Source organism: Pseudomonas sp. Irchel 3E19 (assembly GCF_900187585.1).
Lineage (GTDB): Bacteria > Pseudomonadota > Gammaproteobacteria > Pseudomonadales > Pseudomonadaceae > Aquipseudomonas > Aquipseudomonas baetica.
The window spans coordinates 100,047-119,259 of the sequence record NZ_FYDT01000001.1 but is presented as its reverse complement, the minus strand read 5'-3'; the positions used below and the strand labels follow the sequence as shown (position 1 = coordinate 119,259).

General features: G+C 61.7%; 17 protein-coding genes. 3 read left to right on the top strand and 14 right to left on the bottom strand.

Annotated features, from left to right (window positions below; translation table 11 throughout):
* Positions 1-27: 27 nt before the first annotated feature.
* The 7 genes from CKW18_RS00560 to CKW18_RS00530 form a co-directional block, all read right to left on the bottom strand.
* Positions 28-600: a phosphonate degradation HD-domain oxygenase gene (locus CKW18_RS00560; RefSeq protein WP_095186956.1), complete on the bottom strand. Its 573-nt coding sequence runs from the start codon at positions 598-600 to the stop codon at positions 28-30.
* Positions 600-1,733 carry a TIGR03364 family FAD-dependent oxidoreductase gene (locus CKW18_RS00555; RefSeq protein ID WP_095186955.1) on the bottom strand — a complete coding sequence of 378 codons (1,134 nt, stop codon included), beginning with the start codon at positions 1,731-1,733 and terminating at the stop codon, positions 600-602. Before CKW18_RS00555 ends, CKW18_RS00560 begins: the two co-directional genes overlap by 1 nt.
* Before the next feature lie 146 nt (positions 1,734-1,879).
* Entirely contained in the window at positions 1,880-2,905 is a 1,026-nt protein-coding gene (locus tag CKW18_RS00550) for a putative 2-aminoethylphosphonate ABC transporter substrate-binding protein (RefSeq protein WP_095121567.1), read from the bottom strand.
* A gap of 38 nt (positions 2,906-2,943) precedes the next feature.
* On the bottom strand, positions 2,944-4,668 hold the full coding sequence (locus CKW18_RS00545; protein WP_095186954.1) for a putative 2-aminoethylphosphonate ABC transporter permease subunit: 1,725 nt from the start codon (positions 4,666-4,668) through the stop codon (positions 2,944-2,946).
* On the bottom strand, positions 4,668-5,744 hold the full coding sequence (locus CKW18_RS00540; protein ID WP_095186953.1) for a putative 2-aminoethylphosphonate ABC transporter ATP-binding protein: 1,077 nt from the start codon (positions 5,742-5,744) through the stop codon (positions 4,668-4,670). The genes CKW18_RS00545 and CKW18_RS00540 overlap by 1 nt, the downstream gene beginning before the upstream one ends.
* 242 nt (positions 5,745-5,986) lie before the next feature.
* Positions 5,987-6,850 carry a LysR family transcriptional regulator gene (locus CKW18_RS00535; protein WP_095186952.1) on the bottom strand — a complete coding sequence of 288 codons (864 nt, stop codon included), beginning with the start codon at positions 6,848-6,850 and terminating at the stop codon, positions 5,987-5,989.
* A 15-nt stretch (positions 6,851-6,865) separates the two neighbouring features.
* Positions 6,866-9,127, bottom strand: coding sequence for a heavy metal translocating P-type ATPase (locus CKW18_RS00530; protein ID WP_095186951.1), 2,262 nt, complete (start codon positions 9,125-9,127; stop codon positions 6,866-6,868).
* 85 nt (positions 9,128-9,212) lie between these two features.
* Here CKW18_RS00530 and cadR point away from each other — a divergent pair, with 85 nt between their 5' ends.
* Positions 9,213-9,662, top strand: coding sequence for a Cd(II)/Pb(II)-responsive transcriptional regulator (gene cadR, locus CKW18_RS00525; protein ID WP_008088440.1), 450 nt, complete (start codon positions 9,213-9,215; stop codon positions 9,660-9,662).
* A gap of 124 nt (positions 9,663-9,786) precedes the next feature.
* Here the strand turns inward: cadR and CKW18_RS00520 are convergent, their stop codons facing one another.
* The 3 genes from CKW18_RS00520 to CKW18_RS00510 all read right to left on the bottom strand — a co-directional run bounded on the left by CKW18_RS00520 (position 9,787) and on the right by CKW18_RS00510 (position 12,486).
* The gene (locus tag CKW18_RS00520; protein WP_095186950.1) at positions 9,787-10,758 is read right to left on the bottom strand and encodes a thymidylate synthase; all 972 of its coding nucleotides are present in this window, start codon (positions 10,756-10,758) and stop codon (positions 9,787-9,789) included.
* A gap of 50 nt (positions 10,759-10,808) precedes the next feature.
* On the bottom strand, positions 10,809-11,624 hold the full coding sequence (gene lgt, locus CKW18_RS00515; RefSeq protein WP_095186949.1) for a prolipoprotein diacylglyceryl transferase: 816 nt from the start codon (positions 11,622-11,624) through the stop codon (positions 10,809-10,811).
* Positions 11,625-11,703: 79 nt separating this feature from the next.
* On the bottom strand, positions 11,704-12,486 hold the full coding sequence (locus CKW18_RS00510; protein WP_095186948.1) for a sulfite exporter TauE/SafE family protein: 783 nt from the start codon (positions 12,484-12,486) through the stop codon (positions 11,704-11,706).
* A gap of 129 nt (positions 12,487-12,615) precedes the next feature.
* Between CKW18_RS00510 and CKW18_RS00505 the strand changes: the two genes are divergently transcribed.
* Positions 12,616-13,362, top strand: coding sequence for an NRDE family protein (locus CKW18_RS00505; protein WP_095186947.1), 747 nt, complete (start codon positions 12,616-12,618; stop codon positions 13,360-13,362).
* 108 nt (positions 13,363-13,470) lie between these two features.
* On the opposite strand, the gene ptsP is transcribed toward CKW18_RS00505, so the two are convergent.
* Positions 13,471-15,750 carry a phosphoenolpyruvate--protein phosphotransferase gene (gene ptsP / locus CKW18_RS00500; RefSeq protein WP_095186946.1) on the bottom strand — a complete coding sequence of 760 codons (2,280 nt, stop codon included), beginning with the start codon at positions 15,748-15,750 and terminating at the stop codon, positions 13,471-13,473.
* Positions 15,751-15,772: 22 nt separating this feature from the next.
* Positions 15,773-16,252 (bottom strand): RNA pyrophosphohydrolase, encoded by a 480-nt coding sequence (locus tag CKW18_RS00495; protein ID WP_003229203.1) that lies wholly within the window; start codon positions 16,250-16,252, stop codon positions 15,773-15,775.
* Between the two features lie 143 nt (positions 16,253-16,395).
* On the opposite strand from CKW18_RS00495, the gene CKW18_RS00490 reads away from it, so the two are divergent.
* On the top strand, positions 16,396-17,052 hold the full coding sequence (locus tag CKW18_RS00490; RefSeq protein ID WP_095186945.1) for an HAD family phosphatase: 657 nt from the start codon (positions 16,396-16,398) through the stop codon (positions 17,050-17,052).
* A 105-nt stretch (positions 17,053-17,157) separates the two neighbouring features.
* Here CKW18_RS00490 and CKW18_RS00485 read toward each other — a convergent pair whose 3' ends face one another.
* Complete coding sequence (locus CKW18_RS00485; protein WP_095186944.1) at positions 17,158-17,571, bottom strand: DUF2269 family protein; 414 nt, start codon at positions 17,569-17,571, stop codon at positions 17,158-17,160.
* Positions 17,572-17,611: 40 nt separating this feature from the next.
* Positions 17,612-19,126 (bottom strand): threonine ammonia-lyase, biosynthetic, encoded by a 1,515-nt coding sequence (gene ilvA / locus CKW18_RS00480; protein WP_095186943.1) that lies wholly within the window; start codon positions 19,124-19,126, stop codon positions 17,612-17,614.
* Positions 19,127-19,213: the final 87 nt, after the last annotated feature.

The window sequence follows — 19,213 nt, the reverse complement described above, 5'->3', positions numbered from 1 at the left end:
AGCGAGCCTGCTCGCGAATAGCGCTACTCAGTGGCACGGATTACGCACAGCCAGCAGCCGCACCGCTTTCTCCTTCAACACCCGAAGGTCCATCACCGGCACCGCCCTCTCCTTCGCCAACTCATCCCACTGGCGCATCCGCAGACTGACGGCACACAAGGGATCACGCTCGAAAGTATCCGCCTCAGCCTCCGTCATCACTCCGCCCTGATAGTCCAGCGTCCTGCGACTCGCCTCACTCAACCGCTCGAAATACCCCGGCTCACGCAGCGTCAGATAGCGCTTGGCCGCAACGTGATACTCCACCAACCGCGCCATACGCTCACTGAACCCGGCCTCTCGCAAGTAATCAGCGCCCAGTCGTTCATGGCTGACCACCCCATAGCCGCCCATGTTCTGCGCACCCTCGGCACACAAATGGCCGATGTCGTGGAAGAACGCGGCGAGCACCACTTCATCATCAAACCCTTCAGCCATCGCCAACTGCGCTGCCTGAGACATGTGCTCGATCTGCGAAACCGGCTCGCCGATGTAATCACTCGTACCGAATCGCTCATACAACCCGAACACCCGATCAATGACTTGTGCGTGACCCACCATCAGATTTCCTCCAGCAACTGCGCCACATTGCGCTCGGCCATGGCCGGGCCGACGCTCATGCCGACGCCGGTGTGCATCAGCGCCACACTCAGCCCCGACGCCGGCCGCAGAAACGAAAACGGTCCCGGCCCCCGGGAACCATAGACACCCTGCCAGCGCTCGACCACTTGTACCTTGCAGCCCAGCGTCTGTTCGGCCAGTTCAATCATCCAGTCGTCCACTTGCTCGGCATTGAACGGCGAAGGGTCGCTGCCGTAATGGTGCGAGTCGCCGATGATCAGCTCGCCGCAGGGCGTCGGGCTGATCAGCAAGTGAATGCCGTTTTCGTGCAGGTGCGGTTGATCACGCAGGATTTGCGCCTGCACTGCGGCTGCTTCCGGCAAGTCAGCGAAAGCACCGTAATGCACGCAGCTCAGGCCGGTGAGCAATGCGTGTTGCAGATTCAGCTCGACTTGCGGTTTGGCGCGGAGCATCTGCAAGCGGCAGATTTGCGGGTCGAGCGCGGCAATCGGTTCGGCCAACAGCGTCTGATAATCGTGGCCGGAGCAGACGATGATTTGCCCGGCGGTGAAAGTGCCGGCCGTGCTGTGCAGGCGCCCCGGTTCAACATCACGTACCAGCGTGGAGAAGTGAAATTCGACGCCGAGGTCGCGGCGCAGGTAATTGATCAGTGCCGGAATCGCTTCGCGCGAGTACAGCTGTTGGTCGTCCATGCCATGCAGTGCGGCGCGGTGATGGCTGAACTGGCCGCGGTACAGATCGCGCAACGCGGCACCGCGCAGCAAGTCCACGTTGTAACCGTCTTCCACGGCGCGGCCGGCGCAGAAGGCCTCAAGCAAGTGCTCTTCGGCTTCGGTTCGGGCGAACAGGTACGAGCCGTTGCGCTTGATTTGCAGGCCGGCGAGTTGCGCCCAGTCGCCCCAGATCTCGCGGCTGGCCTTGGCCAGCTCCAGCATCGGGCCGGGTGGCTGGCCGGTGACCAAGGCCTGGCCGAAGTTGCGCACCGAGGCGCCGAGGGGCGTGGCGGTGCGTTCGAAAACCGTGACTTTGAGACCGTGTTTGGCGGCGGCGTAGGCGTGGGACAGGCCCAGAATACCGGCGCCGATGATGAGCAGGTCTTGGTGTTGTGTCATTTAGAGGTGCTCTGAATGAGAGACCGCTTTCGCGAGCAGGCTCGCTCCCACAGGGGATTTTTGGTGCCCACGGACGTTGTGTTCACTGAAGATCCAATGTGGGAGCGAGCCTGCTCGCGAAGGGGCCCTGTCAGTCGATAAAGATCTTACTTGGCCGCCACTTTCTCGGACTTGCCGTCATAACGCTTGCGCCACTCGGCCAGGATCTCGTCGCGGTTCTTCGAGGCCCAGGCAAAATCGTTCTTGATCAAACGCTGCTCGTAATCGGCCGGCAATTCGGTCTGCGGCTTGGCAATCCCCGGCTGGGCGAGGACGGCGAAGTTTTCCTTGTACAGATCCATCGCTTCGGCGCTGGCGGAGAAGTCGGCGAGTTTCTTGGCTGCCTCTTCATGCGGCGTGCCTTTGATCACGGCAGTCGCTTCGATCTCCCAGCCCAGGCCTTCCTTCGGCAAAATAATGTCCAGCGGCGCGCCCTGACGTTTGAGCTGTACCGCCGGGTATTCAAAGGAAATACCAATCGGAAACTCCCCCGCCGCCGCCAGTTTGCAAGGCTTGGAACCGGAGTGAACGTACTGGCCGATGTTCTGGTGCAGGCCGTCCATGTAAGCCCAGCCCTGTTTCTCGCCGAAGGTTTGCAGCCAGGCGCTGACGTCGAGGAAACCGGTGCCGGACGACGCCGGGTTGGGCATGACGATCTTGCCCTTGTACTCAGGCTTGGTCAGGTCCTGCCAGCTCACCGGTTTGCTCAGGCCCTGCTTCTCCGCTTCGACGGTGTTGAAGCAAATGGTCGCGGCCCACACATCCATGCCGACCCACGCTGGCGGGTTGGCGGCGTCGCGGTAGTTCGCGCCGATCTTGCCGAGATCCTTCGGCGCATAGCTTTGCAGCATGCCTTGCTGATCAAGGATCGCCAGGCTCGAAGCAGCCAGGCCCCACACCGCGTCAGCCTGTGGACGGGCCTTTTCGGCGAGCAGTTTGGCGGTGATGATCCCGGTGGAATCGCGCACCCATTTGATTTCGACGTCCGGGTTGGCCTTTTCGAAGGCTTCTTTGTAGGACTTCAGTTGCTCGGCTTCGAGGGCGGTGTACACCGTCAACTCGGTTTTTGCCGCGAAGGCATTCAGGCTGAAAGTCGCGAGCACAGCAGCGGCCAGGGCCATAGGCTTGAACATGATCGTTTTCCTGTCTTTGAGTTGAGGGTTTGGGAAAATCAGTGGCCGGGCGCGGTTTGCCGCCAGGCTTGAGAACGGCGCAGCAAGCCGCGCGATGCCCACGCCAGCAGCAAGGACACGCCCGCCGAGGTGAACAGAATCAGGGTCGACATCGCCGCCGCGCCGCCGACGTTGCCGGCGTCATCCATGTTCAGCACCGCGACCGCCGCGAGGATGGTGTCGGGGCTGTAAAGGAAGATCGCTGCGGAAACCGTGGTCATCGCCGAGACGAACAGGTAGCGCACGATGTCCAGCAGCGCCGGCAGGCAGATCGGCACGGTCACGCGCAGGTAGTGCCGATACAGCGGCGCCTTGAGCGACAGCGCGGCGGCTTCGAACTCGGCGTCGAGTTGGCGCAGCGCAGTGGTCGCGGTCATTTGTGCGGTGGTCAAATAATGCGCAATGGTGCAGACGATCAGCAGCGTCATCGTGCCGTAGAGCACGTGCAACGGGTTGCCGGTGAGGTTGAAGAAGAAGACGTAACCCAGACCGAGCACCAGCCCCGGCACCGCCATCGGGATGAAACTGAGCATGCGCAGAGTCAGGTTGAGGCCACGTTGTGTGCGGGTCTTCTCCATCAGATACGCGCCAGTGAAGATCAGCACGCTGCCGATCAGCGCCGTGCCCAGCGCCATCTTCAAACTGTTGCTGTAGGCCAGCCAGCCACCGCCGGCGGTTTCGTTGAACTGGTAGTGGTTGAGCGACAGCGACAGGTTGTATGGCCAGAACTTCACCAGAGAGGAGAACACCGCCATGCCGAACACCAGAATCAATGCCGCACTGATCAGCAAAACAATCGCCAGATAGCAGCCATCACGCCGTTTCGACGGTGCCGGTTTGAACACCTGCGCGCGGCCACTCATCGAGTCGCCGTGACGCCGACGCAACCAGGCATCGACGCCGAAGCTGAACAGCGCCGGCAGCAACAGCACCATGCCGATCAACGCACCACGACCGAACTGCTGCTGGCCGACCACGGCTTTGTAGGCTTCCAGCGCCAGCACCTGATAGTCGCCACCGACCACCACCGGCACACCAAAATCGGTAATGGTCAGGGTGAACACCAGACAGAACGCGGCGAACACAGCCTGCCGTGTTGCCGGCCAGGTGATGCTGCGAAACGCCTTGGCCGGGCTGGCGCCCATGCTCGACGCGGCATCGAACAAACGCGCATCGGCCAACGACAAAGCCGAGAGCAAAATCATCAGCGCATGGGGAAAGGTGTAGATCACCTCACCCAGCACAATCCCCCAAAACCCGTAGATGTTGTCCGAGAGCAGCCCGCGCAACATGCCTTGGTTGCCGAACAGATAGACCAGCGCAATCCCCGGCAGCATCGACGGCGCCATCAGCGGCAGCAGGGAAATCCCGCGCCAGATGCCCTTGGCCGGAATCAGCGTGCGTTGCAAGGCGTAGGCAAACAGGTAGGCCAGCGGTACGACGATGGCCGCGACGCTGAGGGAAACTTTCAGGCTATTACCGAGCAGCCAGTGGAAATTCTCGCTGGTCACCAACTCCTTCGCCGCGACCCAGCCACCGCCCTGCCCGGCCTCATTGCTGAAGCCACGCCAGAAGATCGCCAGCAACGGCAGCAGCACCGCGACGCCAAGCAATACCAGCAGCAGGAGTTTGCCGCCGACGACGAAGATGCGGTCGCCGATCTCGGCACGGGAAGTCTGCTGCACTCGCTTGTGCGGTAGCGGCAGCGCGAGGTTGCTGTTCATCAGGCGAACACCTGCAGGCTGCGCGGCGGCAAGGCGACCATGATCTGCTGGGCGCCGAGGCGCGGCATGGCTTCCGGCGCCAGTTCAGCGAGCAAGGCGTGGCCGGGCAATTGATCGAGTTCGAAGCTCATGCGGCAGCGGTTGCCGAGGAAGGTGATCTCGCGGACTTTGGCCGGGAACAGGTTTTCTTCGTGCACCAGCGGATTGACGTTGATCGCTTCCGGGCGGCAGAACAGACGGCCCGAGGCGCCACTGACGCTGCCGTCGGCCAGACGCACATCCATCCCGCCAACCCGGGCGTGGCTATCGCTGCTGCGCTGGAACGGCAGCCAGTTGCCCTGGCCGACAAACTCGGCCACAAACGGTGTGGCCGGGCGGTTGTAAATTTCCTGCGGGGTGGCGTACTGCTCGACCCGGCCGTTGTTCATCACGGCGATGCGGTCGGCCATCAGCATGGCTTCGTCCTGATTGTGCGTGACCATCAGGGTGGTGATGCCGAGGTTGCGTTGCAGTTGGCGCAGCTCTGTACACAGATGCTCGCGCACCCGGGCGTCGAGGGCCGACATCGGTTCGTCGAGCAACAGCAGCGACGGTGCCGGAGCCAAGGCGCGAGCGAGCGCAACGCGCTGTTGCTGACCGCCGGACAATTGGCCCGGGTACTTTTTCTCGCTGCCGGTGAGGCCGACCAGTTCCAGCATCTCACCGACACGGCGGCGCACTTCGTCGCGACCGCTGCCGGCGAGGCCGTAGGCAATGTTCGCTTCGACGGTCAGATTGGGGAACAGCGCGTAGGACTGGAACAGAATCCCGTAGTCGCGGGCTTGCGGGGCGAGGTGCGATACGTCGCGGTCACCGAGGTACAACTCGCCGCTGTCCTGTTTTTCCAGCCCGGCGATGCAACGCAGCAGCGTGGTCTTGCCGCAGCCCGACGGGCCGAGCAGACAGACCAGCTCACCGGCGGCGACGTCGAGGGAGACGTTATCCAGCGCGGTGAACGCGCCGAAACGCTTCTGCACGCCGCGCACTTTCATCGGTGCGCCGGGGTTGGTCAGGGTGGTTGCGATGGCAGGATTCATGGGACAGACCTCATCAAGCAGATGAGGCCAATCCTAGAGTTGTAATGCGTCCGTCATGTGGCAGTGAGGCAAAAACTGGTGATAGTGGTATTCGGGGATTTTGGTTCAGGTCTCAAGTGCTGTGTTGCCTGGTCCGACGCCTTCGCGAGCAAGCCCGCTCCCACAGGGGATAGTGTTCACAACCCAAATCCAATGTGGGAGCGAGCCTGCTCGCGAAGAGGCCAGCTCGCACACTGAAGATCTCAGGCCGGGGACATTTCCTGTGCCAAGCCGAGGAACGCCGCCGGCAACCGCGCGCCCTTGCGCTCTTTCAAGCAATACAGATATTCAGGAATCTGCGGCGCATTCTCGATTGTCAGCACCCGCAGCTGCGGATCATGCGGCACTTCCTGGCGGGCAATGATGCTGATGCCGATATTGCGCAGCACCGCTTCACGAATCGATTCACGGCTGCCAATCTCCAGCAACGGCCCGAAACTCACGCCTGCGCCGGCCAGTAACTCCTCGGTCAGGCGCCGCGTGGTCGAACCCGACTCACGCATCAACAACGTGTGCCCGGCCAACGCGCTCAACGCCACATGCTCATGCACCGCCAGCGGATGATTGCGATGCACCGCCAGCACCAGCGGATCGGTGCCAAGCACCCGCCGGATCAACCGCGCGTCATCGAGCAACTGCGAAGAAGCCGCGACATCCACCCGGTAATCTTCCAGCGCTTCGAGCACTTGCTGCGAGTTGCCGATTTCCACCGACACCTCCACCTGTGGCAAGCGCTCGCGAAAGGTCTTCACCAGATCAAGAATGTAATACGGCGCGGTGGCGGCGATGCGTAACGTGCCCTGCACCTGACCGCTGTTGCGCAGGAAGAACTCGATATCGGCCTCCTGCTGCAGCAGCGCCTTGACCATCGGCAGTAACCGCGCGCCTTCGTCGCTGACGCTGAGGCGGCGGCCGCCGCGGTAGAACAACTCCACCGAATACTGGCTTTCCAGATTGCGGATCTGTGTGGTCACGGTCGGTTGGCTAAGGCCGAGTTTTTTTGCCGCCAGCGTGATGCTGCCCAGGCGGGCGACCATGTAAAACGCTTTCAGCTCGGCACTCAGCACAACCGTCCCTCTCTTCTATTTACGCAGCAGGCGCAAACCGTTGAACACCACCAGCAGGCTCACGCCCATGTCGGCGAACACCGCCATCCACATGGTGGCGAGTCCGGCGAAGGTTACCCCAAGGAAGATCGTTTTGATCACCAGCGCCAACGCGATGTTTTGTTTCAGGATGCTCGCGGTGTCGCGCGACAGGCTGATGAAAGCCGGGATCTTGCGCAGATCGTCGTCCATCAGGGCGACATCGGCGGTTTCAATCGCGGTATCGGTGCCGGCGGCGGCCATGGCAAAACCGATCTCGGCGCGGGCCAGTGCCGGGGCGTCATTAATGCCGTCGCCGACCATGCCCACCCGGTGGCCCTGCGCGTAAAGCTCCTCAATGGCTTGCAGTTTGTCAGTTGGCAGCAAGTCGCCCTTGGCCTGATCGATGCCAACCTGCGCGGCAATCGCCTGCGCGGTGTGGACGTTGTCGCCGGTGAGCATCAGGGTTTTCACCCCGAGTTCGTGGAGCTGACGGATCGCTTCGCGGCTGGTCTCCTTGACGGTGTCGGCCACGGCAAACAGCGCCAACGGGCCGGACTTGTCGAGCAGCAGCACCACGGATTTGCCCTGTTTCTCCAGCGCAAAAAGCTTTTCTTCCAATGCCGGCGAGCACAGGCCCAGCTCTTCGGCCAGACGATGGTTGCCCAAGTGATAGGTCTGGCCGGCGATTTCACCTTTGACGCCACGCCCGCCCAGCGCTTCGAAGTTATCCACACTTAGCGCGGCGAAGTTTTTATCCACAGCCGCATTAGCGATGGCCAGCGACACCGGGTGATCGGAACGCCCGGCCAGCGCAGCAGCAATCGCCGGGGCCGTCGCTTCGGCAGTCGGGTCGAGGGACAGGTAATCGGTCTGCACCGGTTTGCCGTGGGTAATGGTCCCGGTTTTATCCAGCGCCAGATAGTCGAGCTTGAAACCGCCCTCCAGGTACACACCACCCTTGACCAGAATGCCCTTGCGCGCCGCCGCCGCGAGGCCGCTGACGATGGTCACCGGGGTGGAAATCACCAAGGCACATGGGCAGGCGACGACGAGCAACACCAGTGCGCGATAGATCCAGTCGAACCACACGGCGCCCATGAACAACGGCGGGATGATCGCCACAGCCAAGGCTAGAACGAACACCACCGGGGTGTAGATTTTCGAGAATTGATCGACGAAGCGCTGGGTCGGCGCCCGCGCCCCCTGGGCTTGTTCGACGGCGTGGATGATGCGCGCCAAGGTCGAGTTGTTCGCCGCTGCGGTCACGGTGTATTCCAGCGAACCCGCCTGGTTGATGGTGCCGGCGAAGACTTTATCGCCCACGGTTTTCTCTATCGGCAGGCTCTCACCGGTGATCGGTGCCTGATCGATGGTCGAACTGCCGCTGACGACTTCACCGTCCAGCGCGATGCGCTCGCCGGGTTTTACCCGCACGCGGGCACCGAGTTCGACGCTTTTAACCTCCTGTTCGAGCCAAGTGCCGTCGGCCTGCTGCACGGTGGCCTGCTCGGGCGTCATCTGCATCAGGCCGCCGATGGCGTTACGCGCACGGTCCAGCGAACGCGCTTCGATCAGCTCGGCCACGGTGAACAGGAACATCACCATCGCCGCTTCTGGCCACTGACCGATAAGGATGGCGCCGGTGACGGCAATGCTCATCAGCGCATTGATGTTGAGGTTGCGGTTCTTCAGGGCGATCCAGCCCTTTTTGTAAGTGCTCAGGCCGCCGCTGAGGATCGACACCAGCGCAATGATCGCCACCACCCAGGTCGGCGCGGCGTTGGTGAAGTGGATAACTTCGGCGGCGAGCGCACCGACACCGGACAGCGCCAATGGCCACCAGTGTTTTTTCACCGGCGCAGGTGTTGGCGCTGCCACGCCCGCCTCCAGCGGTTCGGCGTGCATGCCGAGGGATTTGATCGCCTCGGTGATGGGCTCGGTACCCGGCAGCGTGTGGGTCACGCCGAGCACGCGGTTGATCAGGTTGAATTCCAGTTGCTCAACGCCGGCGAGTTTGCCGAGTTTGTTCTGGATCAGCGTCTGCTCGGTCGGGCAGTCCATCGCCTCGATGCGGAAGCTGCTCAGCCGGGCGTCGGCGCTTTTCGCCTGGCTCAGTTGCACCAGCGCAGGTGCCGCCGCTTTCGACGCGCAGCAGGAATCGCCGCCGTGGTCATGTTTATGCACAGGCTGCAATTTATGGCTGTGGCCATGATCATGCCCGTCACCGGGCTTATGGGAGTGCTGAGAATCGCTCATCGGGTCGCGTCCATGAAGGTGCCTGTTGCCAAGTAAAGACCCTGTAGCCACTATAGGGTCAAGCACCCTTTTGGAGAATGCCGAGATGAAGATCGGAGAACTGGCCAAACTCACCGACTGCGCCGTGGAAACCATCCGCTACTACGAACGCGAAAACCTGCTGCCGGAGCCGGCCCGCAGCGACGGCAACTACCGCGTCTACACCCAGGCTCACGCCGAACGCCTGACCTTCATCCGCAACTGCCGCACCCTCGACATGACCCTCGAAGAAATCCGCAGCCTGCTGGCCATGCGTGACAGCCCGCAGGATCAGTGTGAAAGCGTGAACACGCTGATCGACGAGCACATCCAGCATGTGAAGGCGCGGATTGATGGGCTATTGGCGTTGCAGACACAGTTGCTCGACCTGCGCCAACGCTGTGGCGAAGGGCCGGGAGCGGATCAATGCGGGATCTTGCAGCGGCTGGAAGTGAGTGGCGGGGTTGTGGCGACGGAGGTTGAGCACTCCCATGTGGGCCGTAGCCACGGCCATTAAGAACACCCGATAACCAATGTGGGAGCGGGCTTGCTCGCGAAAGCGGCGTATCAGTCGACATCTCTACGACTGACACGCCCTCTTCGCGAGCAGGCTCGCTCCCACAGGGGGTTTATGCAACGGCTTAGACCGCCATTGGCGCAGTCATTGGCGCGTGGTGCTCGTAGCCTTCCAGCGAAAAATCGCTCGGCTCGACCAGTTCCAGCCACTCCGGCTGATACACGCCCGTCTTGGCAAACTCCGGCACGCGATCGGAGATTTTCAGCTTCGGCATCGCGAACGGCTCGCGCTTGAGCTGTTCGTTGAGCATGTCCAGATGGTTTTCGTAGACGTGGGCGTCACCGATGAAATAGGTGAACCAGCGCGGCGTGTAACCGGTCAGGCGACCGATCAGGCTCAGCAGCGCGGCGCCTTCGGTGAGGTTGAACGGCGTGCCCAGACCCAGGTCGTTGGAGCGGATGTAGAGGGTCAGAGAAATCTCTTTGGTCTCGACATTCGGGTGGAACTGGTACAGCAGGTGGCACGGCGGCAGGGCCATTTCATCGAGCTGAGCAACGTTCCAGCCGTGGAACAGAATGCGCCGGCTGCCCGGATCCTTGATGATCGTGTCGACACACTGGCGCACCTGATCGATGGCTTTGTACAGCACCACGTAGGCCTGGCCGTCTTCCTCGCCTTGAGCGATCTGCTTGTAGCCATTGCTCAACGTTTGTTCGATGGCCGCTGTGTTGCTCAGCGGGATCTGTTTGTACGCCGGCCACTTGCGCCATTGCACGCCGTAGATTTCGCCGAGGTCGTCGTCGCCCTGACGGAACGGGTTGGCCAGCCACTGGGCGTTTTCGTTGGCGTTCTGGTCCCAGACCTTGCAGCCCAGCTCACGGAATTGCGCGGCATTGTTCACGCCACGCAGAAAGCCGCACATCTCGCCGATGGCCGATTTGAAGGCCATTTTGCGCGTGGTGATCGCCGGGAAACCTTCCTGCAGATCGAAACGCAGCATCGCCCCCGGGAAACTGATGGTGTTGATGCCGGTGCGGTTGGCCTGTTTGGTGCCGTTCTGGATAACGTGCGAGACCAGTTCGAGATATTGCTTCATGAGTTACCTGTATCCTTAGAGCCCCGGCGTCGCGCGCCGGTGTTCGTAGTTTAAGCCGTCGGAGCGAGCGGTGCCGCCGGCGCGCGACGATAGGCCAGCCAGATCAGGAACAGCCCGCCGACAATCATCGGTACGCAGAGTACCTGGCCCATGGTCAGCCAGTTCCAGGCCAGATAGCCCAGTTGCGCATCCGGGACGCGGACGAACTCGACGATGAATCGGAAGATGCCGTAGAACAGCGCGAACATGCCGGAAACGGCCATGGTCGGGCGCGGCTTGCGCGAGAAAATCCACAGGATCAGGAACAGCGCCACGCCTTCGAGCGCGAACTGATACAGCTGCGAGGGGTGACGCGGCAGTTGCGCCGGGTCGCTGAACGGCGGGAAGACCATGGCCCACGGCACGTCGGTCGCCTTGCCCCACAGTTCGGCGTTGATGAAGTTGCCGATACGCCCGGCGCCCAGACCGATCGGCACCATCGGCGCGACGAAGTCCATCAACTGGAAGAACGACTTGCCATTGCGCTTGCCGAACCACAAGGCCGCCAGCATGACGCCGATGAAACCGCCGTGGAACGACATGCCGCCCTTCCACACTTCGAAAATCAGCGTCGGGTTGGCCAGGTAAGCGCTCAGGTCGTAGAACAGCACATAGCCCAGACGTCCGCCGACAATCACGCCCATCGACAGCCAGAAGATCAGATCGGAGAGCTTCTCCTTGGACCAGGTCGGGTCGAAACGGTTGAGCCGGCGCGACGCCAGCAGCCACGCACCGCCAATGCCGACGAGGTACATCAGACCGTACCAATGGATTTTCAGCGGACCGATGGCCAGGGCCACCGGGTCGATCTGCGGGTAAGGCAGCATTGCGACTCCTCGTTAGAGTTGAAAGCAGAATTCCCGGGCGACGCTGCCACCTCAGGATTAAGCCAGGATTGCGACGCGATCAAAGCAGAAAGCTTAAACCCACGCAGAACAGCAAAGCGGCGAATAGCCGTTTCAGCAAGCGCGGCGACAACCTGTGCGCCAAACGCGCGCCGAGACGGGCGAACACCATGCTGGTCAGGGCAATGCCCAACAGCGCCGGCAAATAAACAAAACCGAGACTATGGGCCGGCAGCAACGGATCGTGCCAGCCCAGAATCATGAAACTTGATGCACTGGCCAGGGCAATCGGCAGACCACAGGCCGAAGATGTCGCCACGGCCTGCTGCATCGGCACGCTGCGCCAGGTCAGGAACGGCACGGTCAGCGAGCCGCCGCCAATGCCGAAAATCGCCGACGCCCAGCCAATCACACTGCCGGCCACGGTCAGACCGAGTTTACCCGGCACGGTTCGGCTGGCCTTGGGTTTGACGTCCAGCGCCAACTGCACGGCGATCACCAAGGCGAACACACCAATGATTTTTTGCAGGTTGGGCCCGGAAATCGCTTCGGCTGTCAACGCACCAAAACCGGCGCCAAGCAAAATGCCCACGGTCATCCACATGAAGATCGGCCAGCGCACCGCGCCGCGACGGTGATGCTCACGCACCGCGTTGACCGAAGTGAAGATGATCGTCGCCAGCGACGTGCCGACCGCCAGGTGGGTCAGAATCGACTGGTCAAAGCCCTGCAAAGTGAAACTGAACACCAGCACCGGGACAATGATGATCCCACCACCGACGCCGAACAGCCCGGCCAACACGCCCGCACAGGCGCCCAGCGCCAGATAGAGCAGAAATTCCATGTCCTTCTCCCAGACGCATCCCAAAACCGGAGCGGCATGGTAACGGATGCATAGCCTTGTGCTCCACTGGCGATGGATGCACGGACGCCGGATGCGTAGAGTGAGCAAAAAACACACAAGGACCACCTTATGTGCCTGATTGTTTTTGCCTGGCGCCCGGGCCATGCCCAGCCGTTGATCGTCGCGGCTAACCGTGACGAGTTTTACGCCCGACCCAGCCTGCCGCTGGCGCAATGGCCAGAGGCGCCGCACGTGCATGCCGGACGTGATCTTGAGGCCGGCGGGACTTGGCTTGGGATCGGCGCCAATGGGCGTTTTGCTGCGCTGACCAACATCCGTGATCCGCATCAGCCGCCAGCGCGCAAGTCGCGGGGCGAGTTGGTGGCGCGATTTCTCACCGGTGATCTGTCGATTGATGACTATTTGAGCGATGTGGTCGGTCGCTCGCCGGAGTATGCCGGGTTCAATCTACTGCTCGGCAACAGCCATGAACTCTGGCATTTCAATGCGCGGATGTCTGAGGCGGTGATTCTGGAGCCCGGGGTCTATGGGTTATCCAATGCCGGGCTGGATACGCCGTGGCCGAAGTTGCTCAAGGCCAAGGCGGCGTTGAGCGCGGTGCTGGAGGATCCGACGCCTGCGCGGTTACTGGACGTATTGAGTGATGCGCAGACGGCGCCGTTTGCCGAGTTGCCGGATACCGGCGTCGGGCTGGCGACTGAGTCATTGCTGTCGAGTGTGTTTATTGCCAGCCAGAGTTACGGGACGCGGGCGAGTACGGCGCTGATTGTGCAGGCGGACGGGACGCGGCGGATGGTGGAGCGGAGGTTTGGGCCGTATGGCGGGCATTTGGGTGAGGTGGAGATTCTGGTTTAACGGTGGCTGGACTGACGCCTTCGCGAGCAAGCCCGCTCCCACATTGGATCTGTGATCGACACAATTCCCCTGTGGGAGCGGGCTTGCTCGCGAAAGGCCAGCAGCCTTTTAGAGGGCTTTGTTGACCGCCGGCGGGTTGATCTTCGACAACCCAAGGTTCTTCAGCGCCAATTGCAGCGAGCTGTGGATAACTTGCGGGTTGTCGATGGTCATCAGCTCGGCCAGCAATTCCTTGGCCTTGCTCAGGTTCACCTGACGCAACATCCACTTGACCTTCGGCAAGTTGGTGGCGTTCATCGACAGGCTGTCGAAGCCCATCGCCATCAACAGCACGGCCGCTGCCGGATCACCAGCCATCTCGCCGCAGATACTCACCGGCTTGCCTTCGGCATGGGCGTCGCGCACCACGTTTTGCAGGGCTTGCAGCACCGCCGGGTGCAGGTAGTCGTAGAGATCGGCGACGCGCGGGTTGTTGCGGTCAACCGCCAGCAAGTATTGCGTCAGGTCGTTGGAGCCGACCGACAGGAAGTCCACCTGCCGCGCCAGTTCCTTGGTCTGATACACCGCTGCCGGAATCTCGATCATCACGCCGATCGGCGGCATCGGCACGTCGGTGCCTTCGTCGCGCACTTCGCCCCAGGCGCGGTGGATCAGGTGCAGGGCTTCTTCGAGTTCGTGGGTACCGGAGATCATCGGCAGCAGAATCCGCAGGTTGTTCAGGCCTTCACTGGCCTTGAGCATCGCGCGGGTCTGCACCAGGAAGATTTCCGGGTGGTCGAGGGTGACGCGAATGCCGCGCCAGCCGAGGAACGGGTTGTCTTCCTTGATCGGGAAGTACGACAGCGACTTGTCACCGCCGATGTCGAGGCTGCGCATGGTCACCGGTTGCGGATGGAACGCGGCGAGCTGTTCGCGGTAGATCGCCAGCTGTTCCTTCTCGCTCGGGAAACGCTGGTTGATCATGAACGGCACTTCGGTGCGGTACAGGCCGACGCCTTCAGCGCCGCGCTTCTGCGCCCGCGCCACGTCTGCCAGCAGGCCGGTGTTGACCCACAGCGGCATGCGGTGACCATCGAGGGTCACGCACGGCAGGTCGCGCAGGGTGTCGAGGCCCAGCGCCAGTTGTTTCTCTTCTTCGACGACTTCGGCGAACTGCTTGCGCAGCACTTCGCTCGGGTTGGTGTAGACCTCGCCGCGGGTGCCGTCGACGATCATTTCGATGCCGTCGACCTTGGCGTACGGCAGGTCGACCAGACCCATGACCGTCGGAATGCCCATGGCCCGGGCGAGGATCGCCACGTGGGAGTTACCCGAACCGAGTACCGACACCAGACCGACCAGCGTGCCTTCCGGCACCTCGCCGAGCATCGCCGGCGTCAGTTCTTCGCTGACCAGAATGGTTTTTTCCGGGTAGACCAGGTTCTGCTGGCGCTCTTCCTGCAAATAGGCGAGCAGGCGGCGACCGAGGTCTTTGACGTCCGAGGCACGCTCCCGCAGGTAGGCGTCGTCCATCAGTTCGAAACGGTTGACGTGTTCCGTGACCACCTGACGCAGCGCGCCCTGGGCCCACTGGCCGGTCTTGATCACCGTGGTGATTTCGCTGCCCAGCGAGGCATCGTCGAGCATCATCAGGTAGACGTCGAACAGCGCGCGCTCTTCCGGGCGCAACTGGGTCGCCAGTTTGGCCGACAACGCACGCATGTCGGCGCGTACGCCTTCGATAGCGGTCTTGAACAGCGCCAGTTCAGCGTCGATGTCGGTGATGGTTTTATCCGGCACCACGTCCAGATCGGCGGGCGGCAGCATGACCACCGCGGTACCGACTGCCGCACCCGGCGAGCCCGGCACGCCAACGAACTTGGCTTCCTGAATGCCTTTGCCCTGACGGCCCAGGCCACGGATCGAACCGGTGGCCTCGGCATGAGCGATAACGCCAGCGAGCTGCGCGCTCATGGTTACGAGGAAGGCTTCTTCACCTTCATCGAACTGGCGGCGTTCTTTTTGCTGGATGACCAACACGCCGACGACGCGGCGGTGGTGAATGATCGGAGCACCGAGGAACGAGGCGTAGCGCTCCTCGCCGGTCTCGGCGAAGTAGCGGTAGCGCGGGTGATCCGCGGCGTTTTCGAGGTTCAGGGGTTCTTCACGCGTGCCGACCAGACCGACCAGACCTTCGTTGGGTGCCATGCTGACCTTGCCGATCGAGCGCTTGTTCAAGCCCTCGGTGGCCATCAGGACGAAGCGGTTGGTCTCGGGATCAAGCAGGTAGACCGAGCAGACCTGGCTGCCCATGGCCTCTTTGACGCGCAACACAATAATCCCCAACGCCGCCTTGAGATCCTTGGCGGAGTTAACTTCCTGGACGATCTTGCGCAGCGTATTGAGCATGGCTCGGGGTCGAACTCCGTCGTCAGTCGCGCGCTAAAAGGCGCGGGGCAAGCTCTTTGAGGGCGCGGCGATACACCTCGCGCTTGAATGTCACCACCTGGCCCAACGGATACCAATAGCTGACCCAGCGCCAGCCATCGAATTCCGGTTTACCGGTCAAATCCATCCGCACCCGCTGCTCGTTGGAGATCAGGCGCAGGAGAAACCATTTCTGTTTCTGGCCGATGCACAGCGGTTGGCTGTGGGTACGCACCAGACGTTGCGGCAAACGATAGCGCAACCAGCCCCGAGTACAGGCGAGTATTTCAACATCTTCACGTTCCAGGCCAACTTCTTCGTTCAGCTCGCGGTACAAGGCGTCCTCCGGCGTCTCTTCAGGGTTGATTCCCCCCTGTGGAAACTGCCAGGCATCTTGATTGATACGGCGAGCCCATAGCACCTGGCCGGCGTCATTCGTCAGAATGATCCCGACATTGGGACGGAAACCATCGGGGTCGATCACGGCAACAACCTCGCAAACGCATGTCGCCGCATTGTTCCACAAAGCTTGATAAGGCGGCAACGAAGCTTCCTACCTTATGTGCACTCTTGTGAAAAGACCGTATTCTTGTCGCCTTTTTACTGACTTATCAGCGGGTAACTGCAATGCGCCTGGCACTCTTCGATTTGGACAACACCCTTCTGGGCGGCGACAGCGATCACGCCTGGGGCGACTATCTGTGTGAACGCGGCTTCCTCGACCCGATCACATACAAGGCGCGCAATGACGAGTTCTATCAGGATTACCTGGCCGGCAAACTGGATAACGCCGCCTACCTGAATTTCTGCCTGGAGATCCTCGGGCGCACCGAAATGGCCGTGCTCGATCAATGGCACAGCGATTACATGCGCGACTGCATCGAGCCGATCGTGCTGCCCAAAGCGCTGGAGCTGCTGAAAAAGCACCGCGACGCCGGCGACAAGCTGGTGATCATCACCGCGACCAACCGTTTCGTTACCGCGCCGATTGCCGTGCGTCTGGGCGTTGAAACCCTGATCGCCACCGAATGCGAGATGGTCGATGGCCGTTACACCGGGCGCAGCACTGACATTCCGTGCTTTCGCGAAGGCAAGGTAACGCGCCTGAACCGCTGGCTGGAAGAGACCGGGTATTCGCTGGAAGACAGCTACTTCTATAGCGACTCGATGAATGATTTGCCGCTGTTGGAGCAGGTGGCGAACCCGGTGGCGGTGGATCCGGATCCGAATCTGCGCGCTGAAGCCCAGAAGCGTGGCTGGCCGGTGATTTCGTTGCGCGACTGATTACGCCTTCGCGAGCAAGCCCGCTCCCACATTGGATCTGTGTCGTTCACAAATCCCCTGTGGGAGCGGGCTTGCTCGCGAATAGGGCCGACTCGGTCTCAAGCCCTACACCGGCTTGGCCCCCATCAACGCCGCAATGGCGAAAAATCCGACACCGCTGACAATCGCCAGTGCCAAATTGAATTTCCGGTTGCCAACCCCTGTCGTCCACAGCCGATTCAGCCGAACAAGTAGCCAGACCGCACTGAACGTGGCCACGGTATAGATCACGCTGGAGCCCAGAATCCAGAACTGACCCAACGGCCAGCCCACCAGGTGCACCAGCCACCAGCCGGTGAAGGGCATGCTAAACATGCCGATCAGCATCAAACACCAGATAAACAGCCACGGACGCTGCATCGTGCTGGCCGGCCCTTCGCTGCGATTACGCCAAGTCAGGGCGGCAAGCCCCAGCCCGCTCGCGATTATCACCACGGTCGCCGCGACGTGAAGGATTGTCAGGGTGGTCAGGGTTTCCATGTATTTCTCATCCTTGGGCCATGCCCATCAGCGTAGCCGCTCAGCCAAGAAACAGCTTATAGGCCGGGTTGTCGCTTTCGTCCCAGTACGGGTAGCCGATTTCCGCCAGCGCCGCCGGTACCAGATGGCGTTCGTCGTGTGGCACTTGCAGGCCCGCGACCACTCGGCCATCGGCCGCGCCGTGGTTGCGGTAGTGGAACATCGAGATATTCCAGCGCCCGCCGAGTTTGTTGAGGAAGTTGAACAACGCCCCAGGCCGCTCAGGGAACTCGAAGCGCAGCACCACTTCATCGACCACCTGCGCGGCACGCCCGCCGACCATGTGGCGGATGTGCAGCTTGGCCAGTTCGTTGTCGGTCAGGTCGAGCACCGGGAAACCCTGCTCGGTCAGGCTCGCCAGCAATGCGCTGCGCGGGTCGTTTTCCGGGTGGGTCTGCACACCGACGAAGATGTGCGCTTCGCTACCGGTGTTATAGCGATAGTTGAATTCAGTGATCTGGCGTTTGCCGATGGCTTCGCAGAACGCCTTGAAGCTGCCGGCCTTCTCGGGGATGGTCACGGCGATGATCGCTTCGCGGCCTTCGCCCAGCTCGGCGCGCTCGGCGACGTGGCGCAGGCGGTCGAAGTTGACGTTGGCGCCTGAATCGATGGCGACGAAGGTCTGGCCGCTGACGCCGCGCAATTCAACGTACTTCTTGATCCCGGCCACGCCCAGGGCCCCGGCAGGCTCGGTGATCGAGCGGGTATCATCGTAGATATCCTTGATTGCCGCGCAGATCTCGTCGGTACTGACGGTGATCACTTCATCGACGTAGTCTTTGCAGATATCGAAGGTGTGCTGGCCGATCTGCGCCACCGCCACACCGTCGGCGAAGATGCCTACGGTCGGCAGCACCACGCGCTCACCCGCGGCCATGGCGGCTTGCAGGCAGTTGGAGTCGTCGGGCTCGACGCCGATGACTTTGATGTCCGGACGCAAGTACTTAACGTATGCAGCGATGCCGGCGATCAGCCCACCGCCGCCGACCGGCACGAAAATCGCGTCCAGCGGCTGCGGGTGCTGGCGCAGAATCTCCATCGCCACGGTGCCCTGCCCGGCAATGGTGTGCGGATCGTCGTAGGGGTGGATGTAGACGTAGCCTTTTTCGTCGACCAGTTTCAGCGAGTAGGCCAGCGCTTCGGGGAAGGAGTCACCGTGCAGCACCACTTTGCCGCCGCGCGAGCGCACGCCTTCGACCTTGATTTCCGGGGTGGTCTTGGGCATCACGATAGTCGCTTTGACACCCAGCACTTTCGCCGCCAGGGCCAGCCCCTGCGCATGGTTGCCCGCCGACGCGGTGACCACGCCACGGGCGCGCTCTTCTTCGGTCAGTTGGGTCAACTTGTTGTAGGCGCCGCGAATCTTGAACGAGAACACTGGCTGCAAGTCTTCGCGCTTGAGCCAGATGTCATTGCCCAGCCGCTCGGAGAGCTGGCGAGCGTTCTGCAGCGGGGTTTCTACGGCAACGTCATAAACGCGCGAGGTGAGGATCTTTTTGACGTACTGTTCGAGCATCGGAAAGCATCACTGAGCGGGTTGGGCAGGGCCAAGGAGTCTAACCCGGCTTTTGCCCGTACGACCACACGATTGCAGAGGTTTTAG

Excerpts from the sequence above, each read along its gene's own strand:
- CKW18_RS00485 (WP_095186944.1), bottom strand. The coding sequence starts at position 17,571 with ATGGAAACCCTGACCACCCTGACAATCCTTCACGTCGCGGCGACCGTG.
- CKW18_RS00530 (WP_095186951.1), bottom strand. The coding sequence starts at position 9,127 with ATGAGCGATTCTCAGCACTCCCATAAGCCCGGTGACGGGCATGATCAT.
- CKW18_RS00545 (WP_095186954.1), bottom strand. The coding sequence starts at position 4,668 with ATGAACAGCAACCTCGCGCTGCCGCTACCGCACAAGCGAGTGCAGCAG.
- CKW18_RS00560 (WP_095186956.1), bottom strand. The coding sequence starts at position 600 with ATGGTGGGTCACGCACAAGTCATTGATCGGGTGTTCGGGTTGTATGAG.
- CKW18_RS00490 (WP_095186945.1), top strand. The coding sequence starts at position 16,396 with ATGCGCCTGGCACTCTTCGATTTGGACAACACCCTTCTGGGCGGCGAC.
- ilvA (WP_095186943.1), bottom strand. The coding sequence starts at position 19,126 with ATGCTCGAACAGTACGTCAAAAAGATCCTCACCTCGCGCGTTTATGAC.
- CKW18_RS00510 (WP_095186948.1), bottom strand. The coding sequence starts at position 12,486 with ATGGAATTTCTGCTCTATCTGGCGCTGGGCGCCTGTGCGGGCGTGTTG.
- cadR (WP_008088440.1), top strand. The coding sequence starts at position 9,213 with ATGAAGATCGGAGAACTGGCCAAACTCACCGACTGCGCCGTGGAAACC.
- CKW18_RS00555 (WP_095186955.1), bottom strand. The coding sequence starts at position 1,733 with ATGACACAACACCAAGACCTGCTCATCATCGGCGCCGGTATTCTGGGC.
- CKW18_RS00505 (WP_095186947.1), top strand. The coding sequence starts at position 12,616 with ATGTGCCTGATTGTTTTTGCCTGGCGCCCGGGCCATGCCCAGCCGTTG.
- CKW18_RS00520 (WP_095186950.1), bottom strand. The coding sequence starts at position 10,758 with ATGAAGCAATATCTCGAACTGGTCTCGCACGTTATCCAGAACGGCACC.
- CKW18_RS00540 (WP_095186953.1), bottom strand. The coding sequence starts at position 5,744 with ATGAATCCTGCCATCGCAACCACCCTGACCAACCCCGGCGCACCGATG.
- ptsP (WP_095186946.1), bottom strand. The coding sequence starts at position 15,750 with ATGCTCAATACGCTGCGCAAGATCGTCCAGGAAGTTAACTCCGCCAAG.
- lgt (WP_095186949.1), bottom strand. The coding sequence starts at position 11,624 with ATGCTGCCTTACCCGCAGATCGACCCGGTGGCCCTGGCCATCGGTCCG.
- CKW18_RS00550 (WP_095121567.1), bottom strand. The coding sequence starts at position 2,905 with ATGTTCAAGCCTATGGCCCTGGCCGCTGCTGTGCTCGCGACTTTCAGC.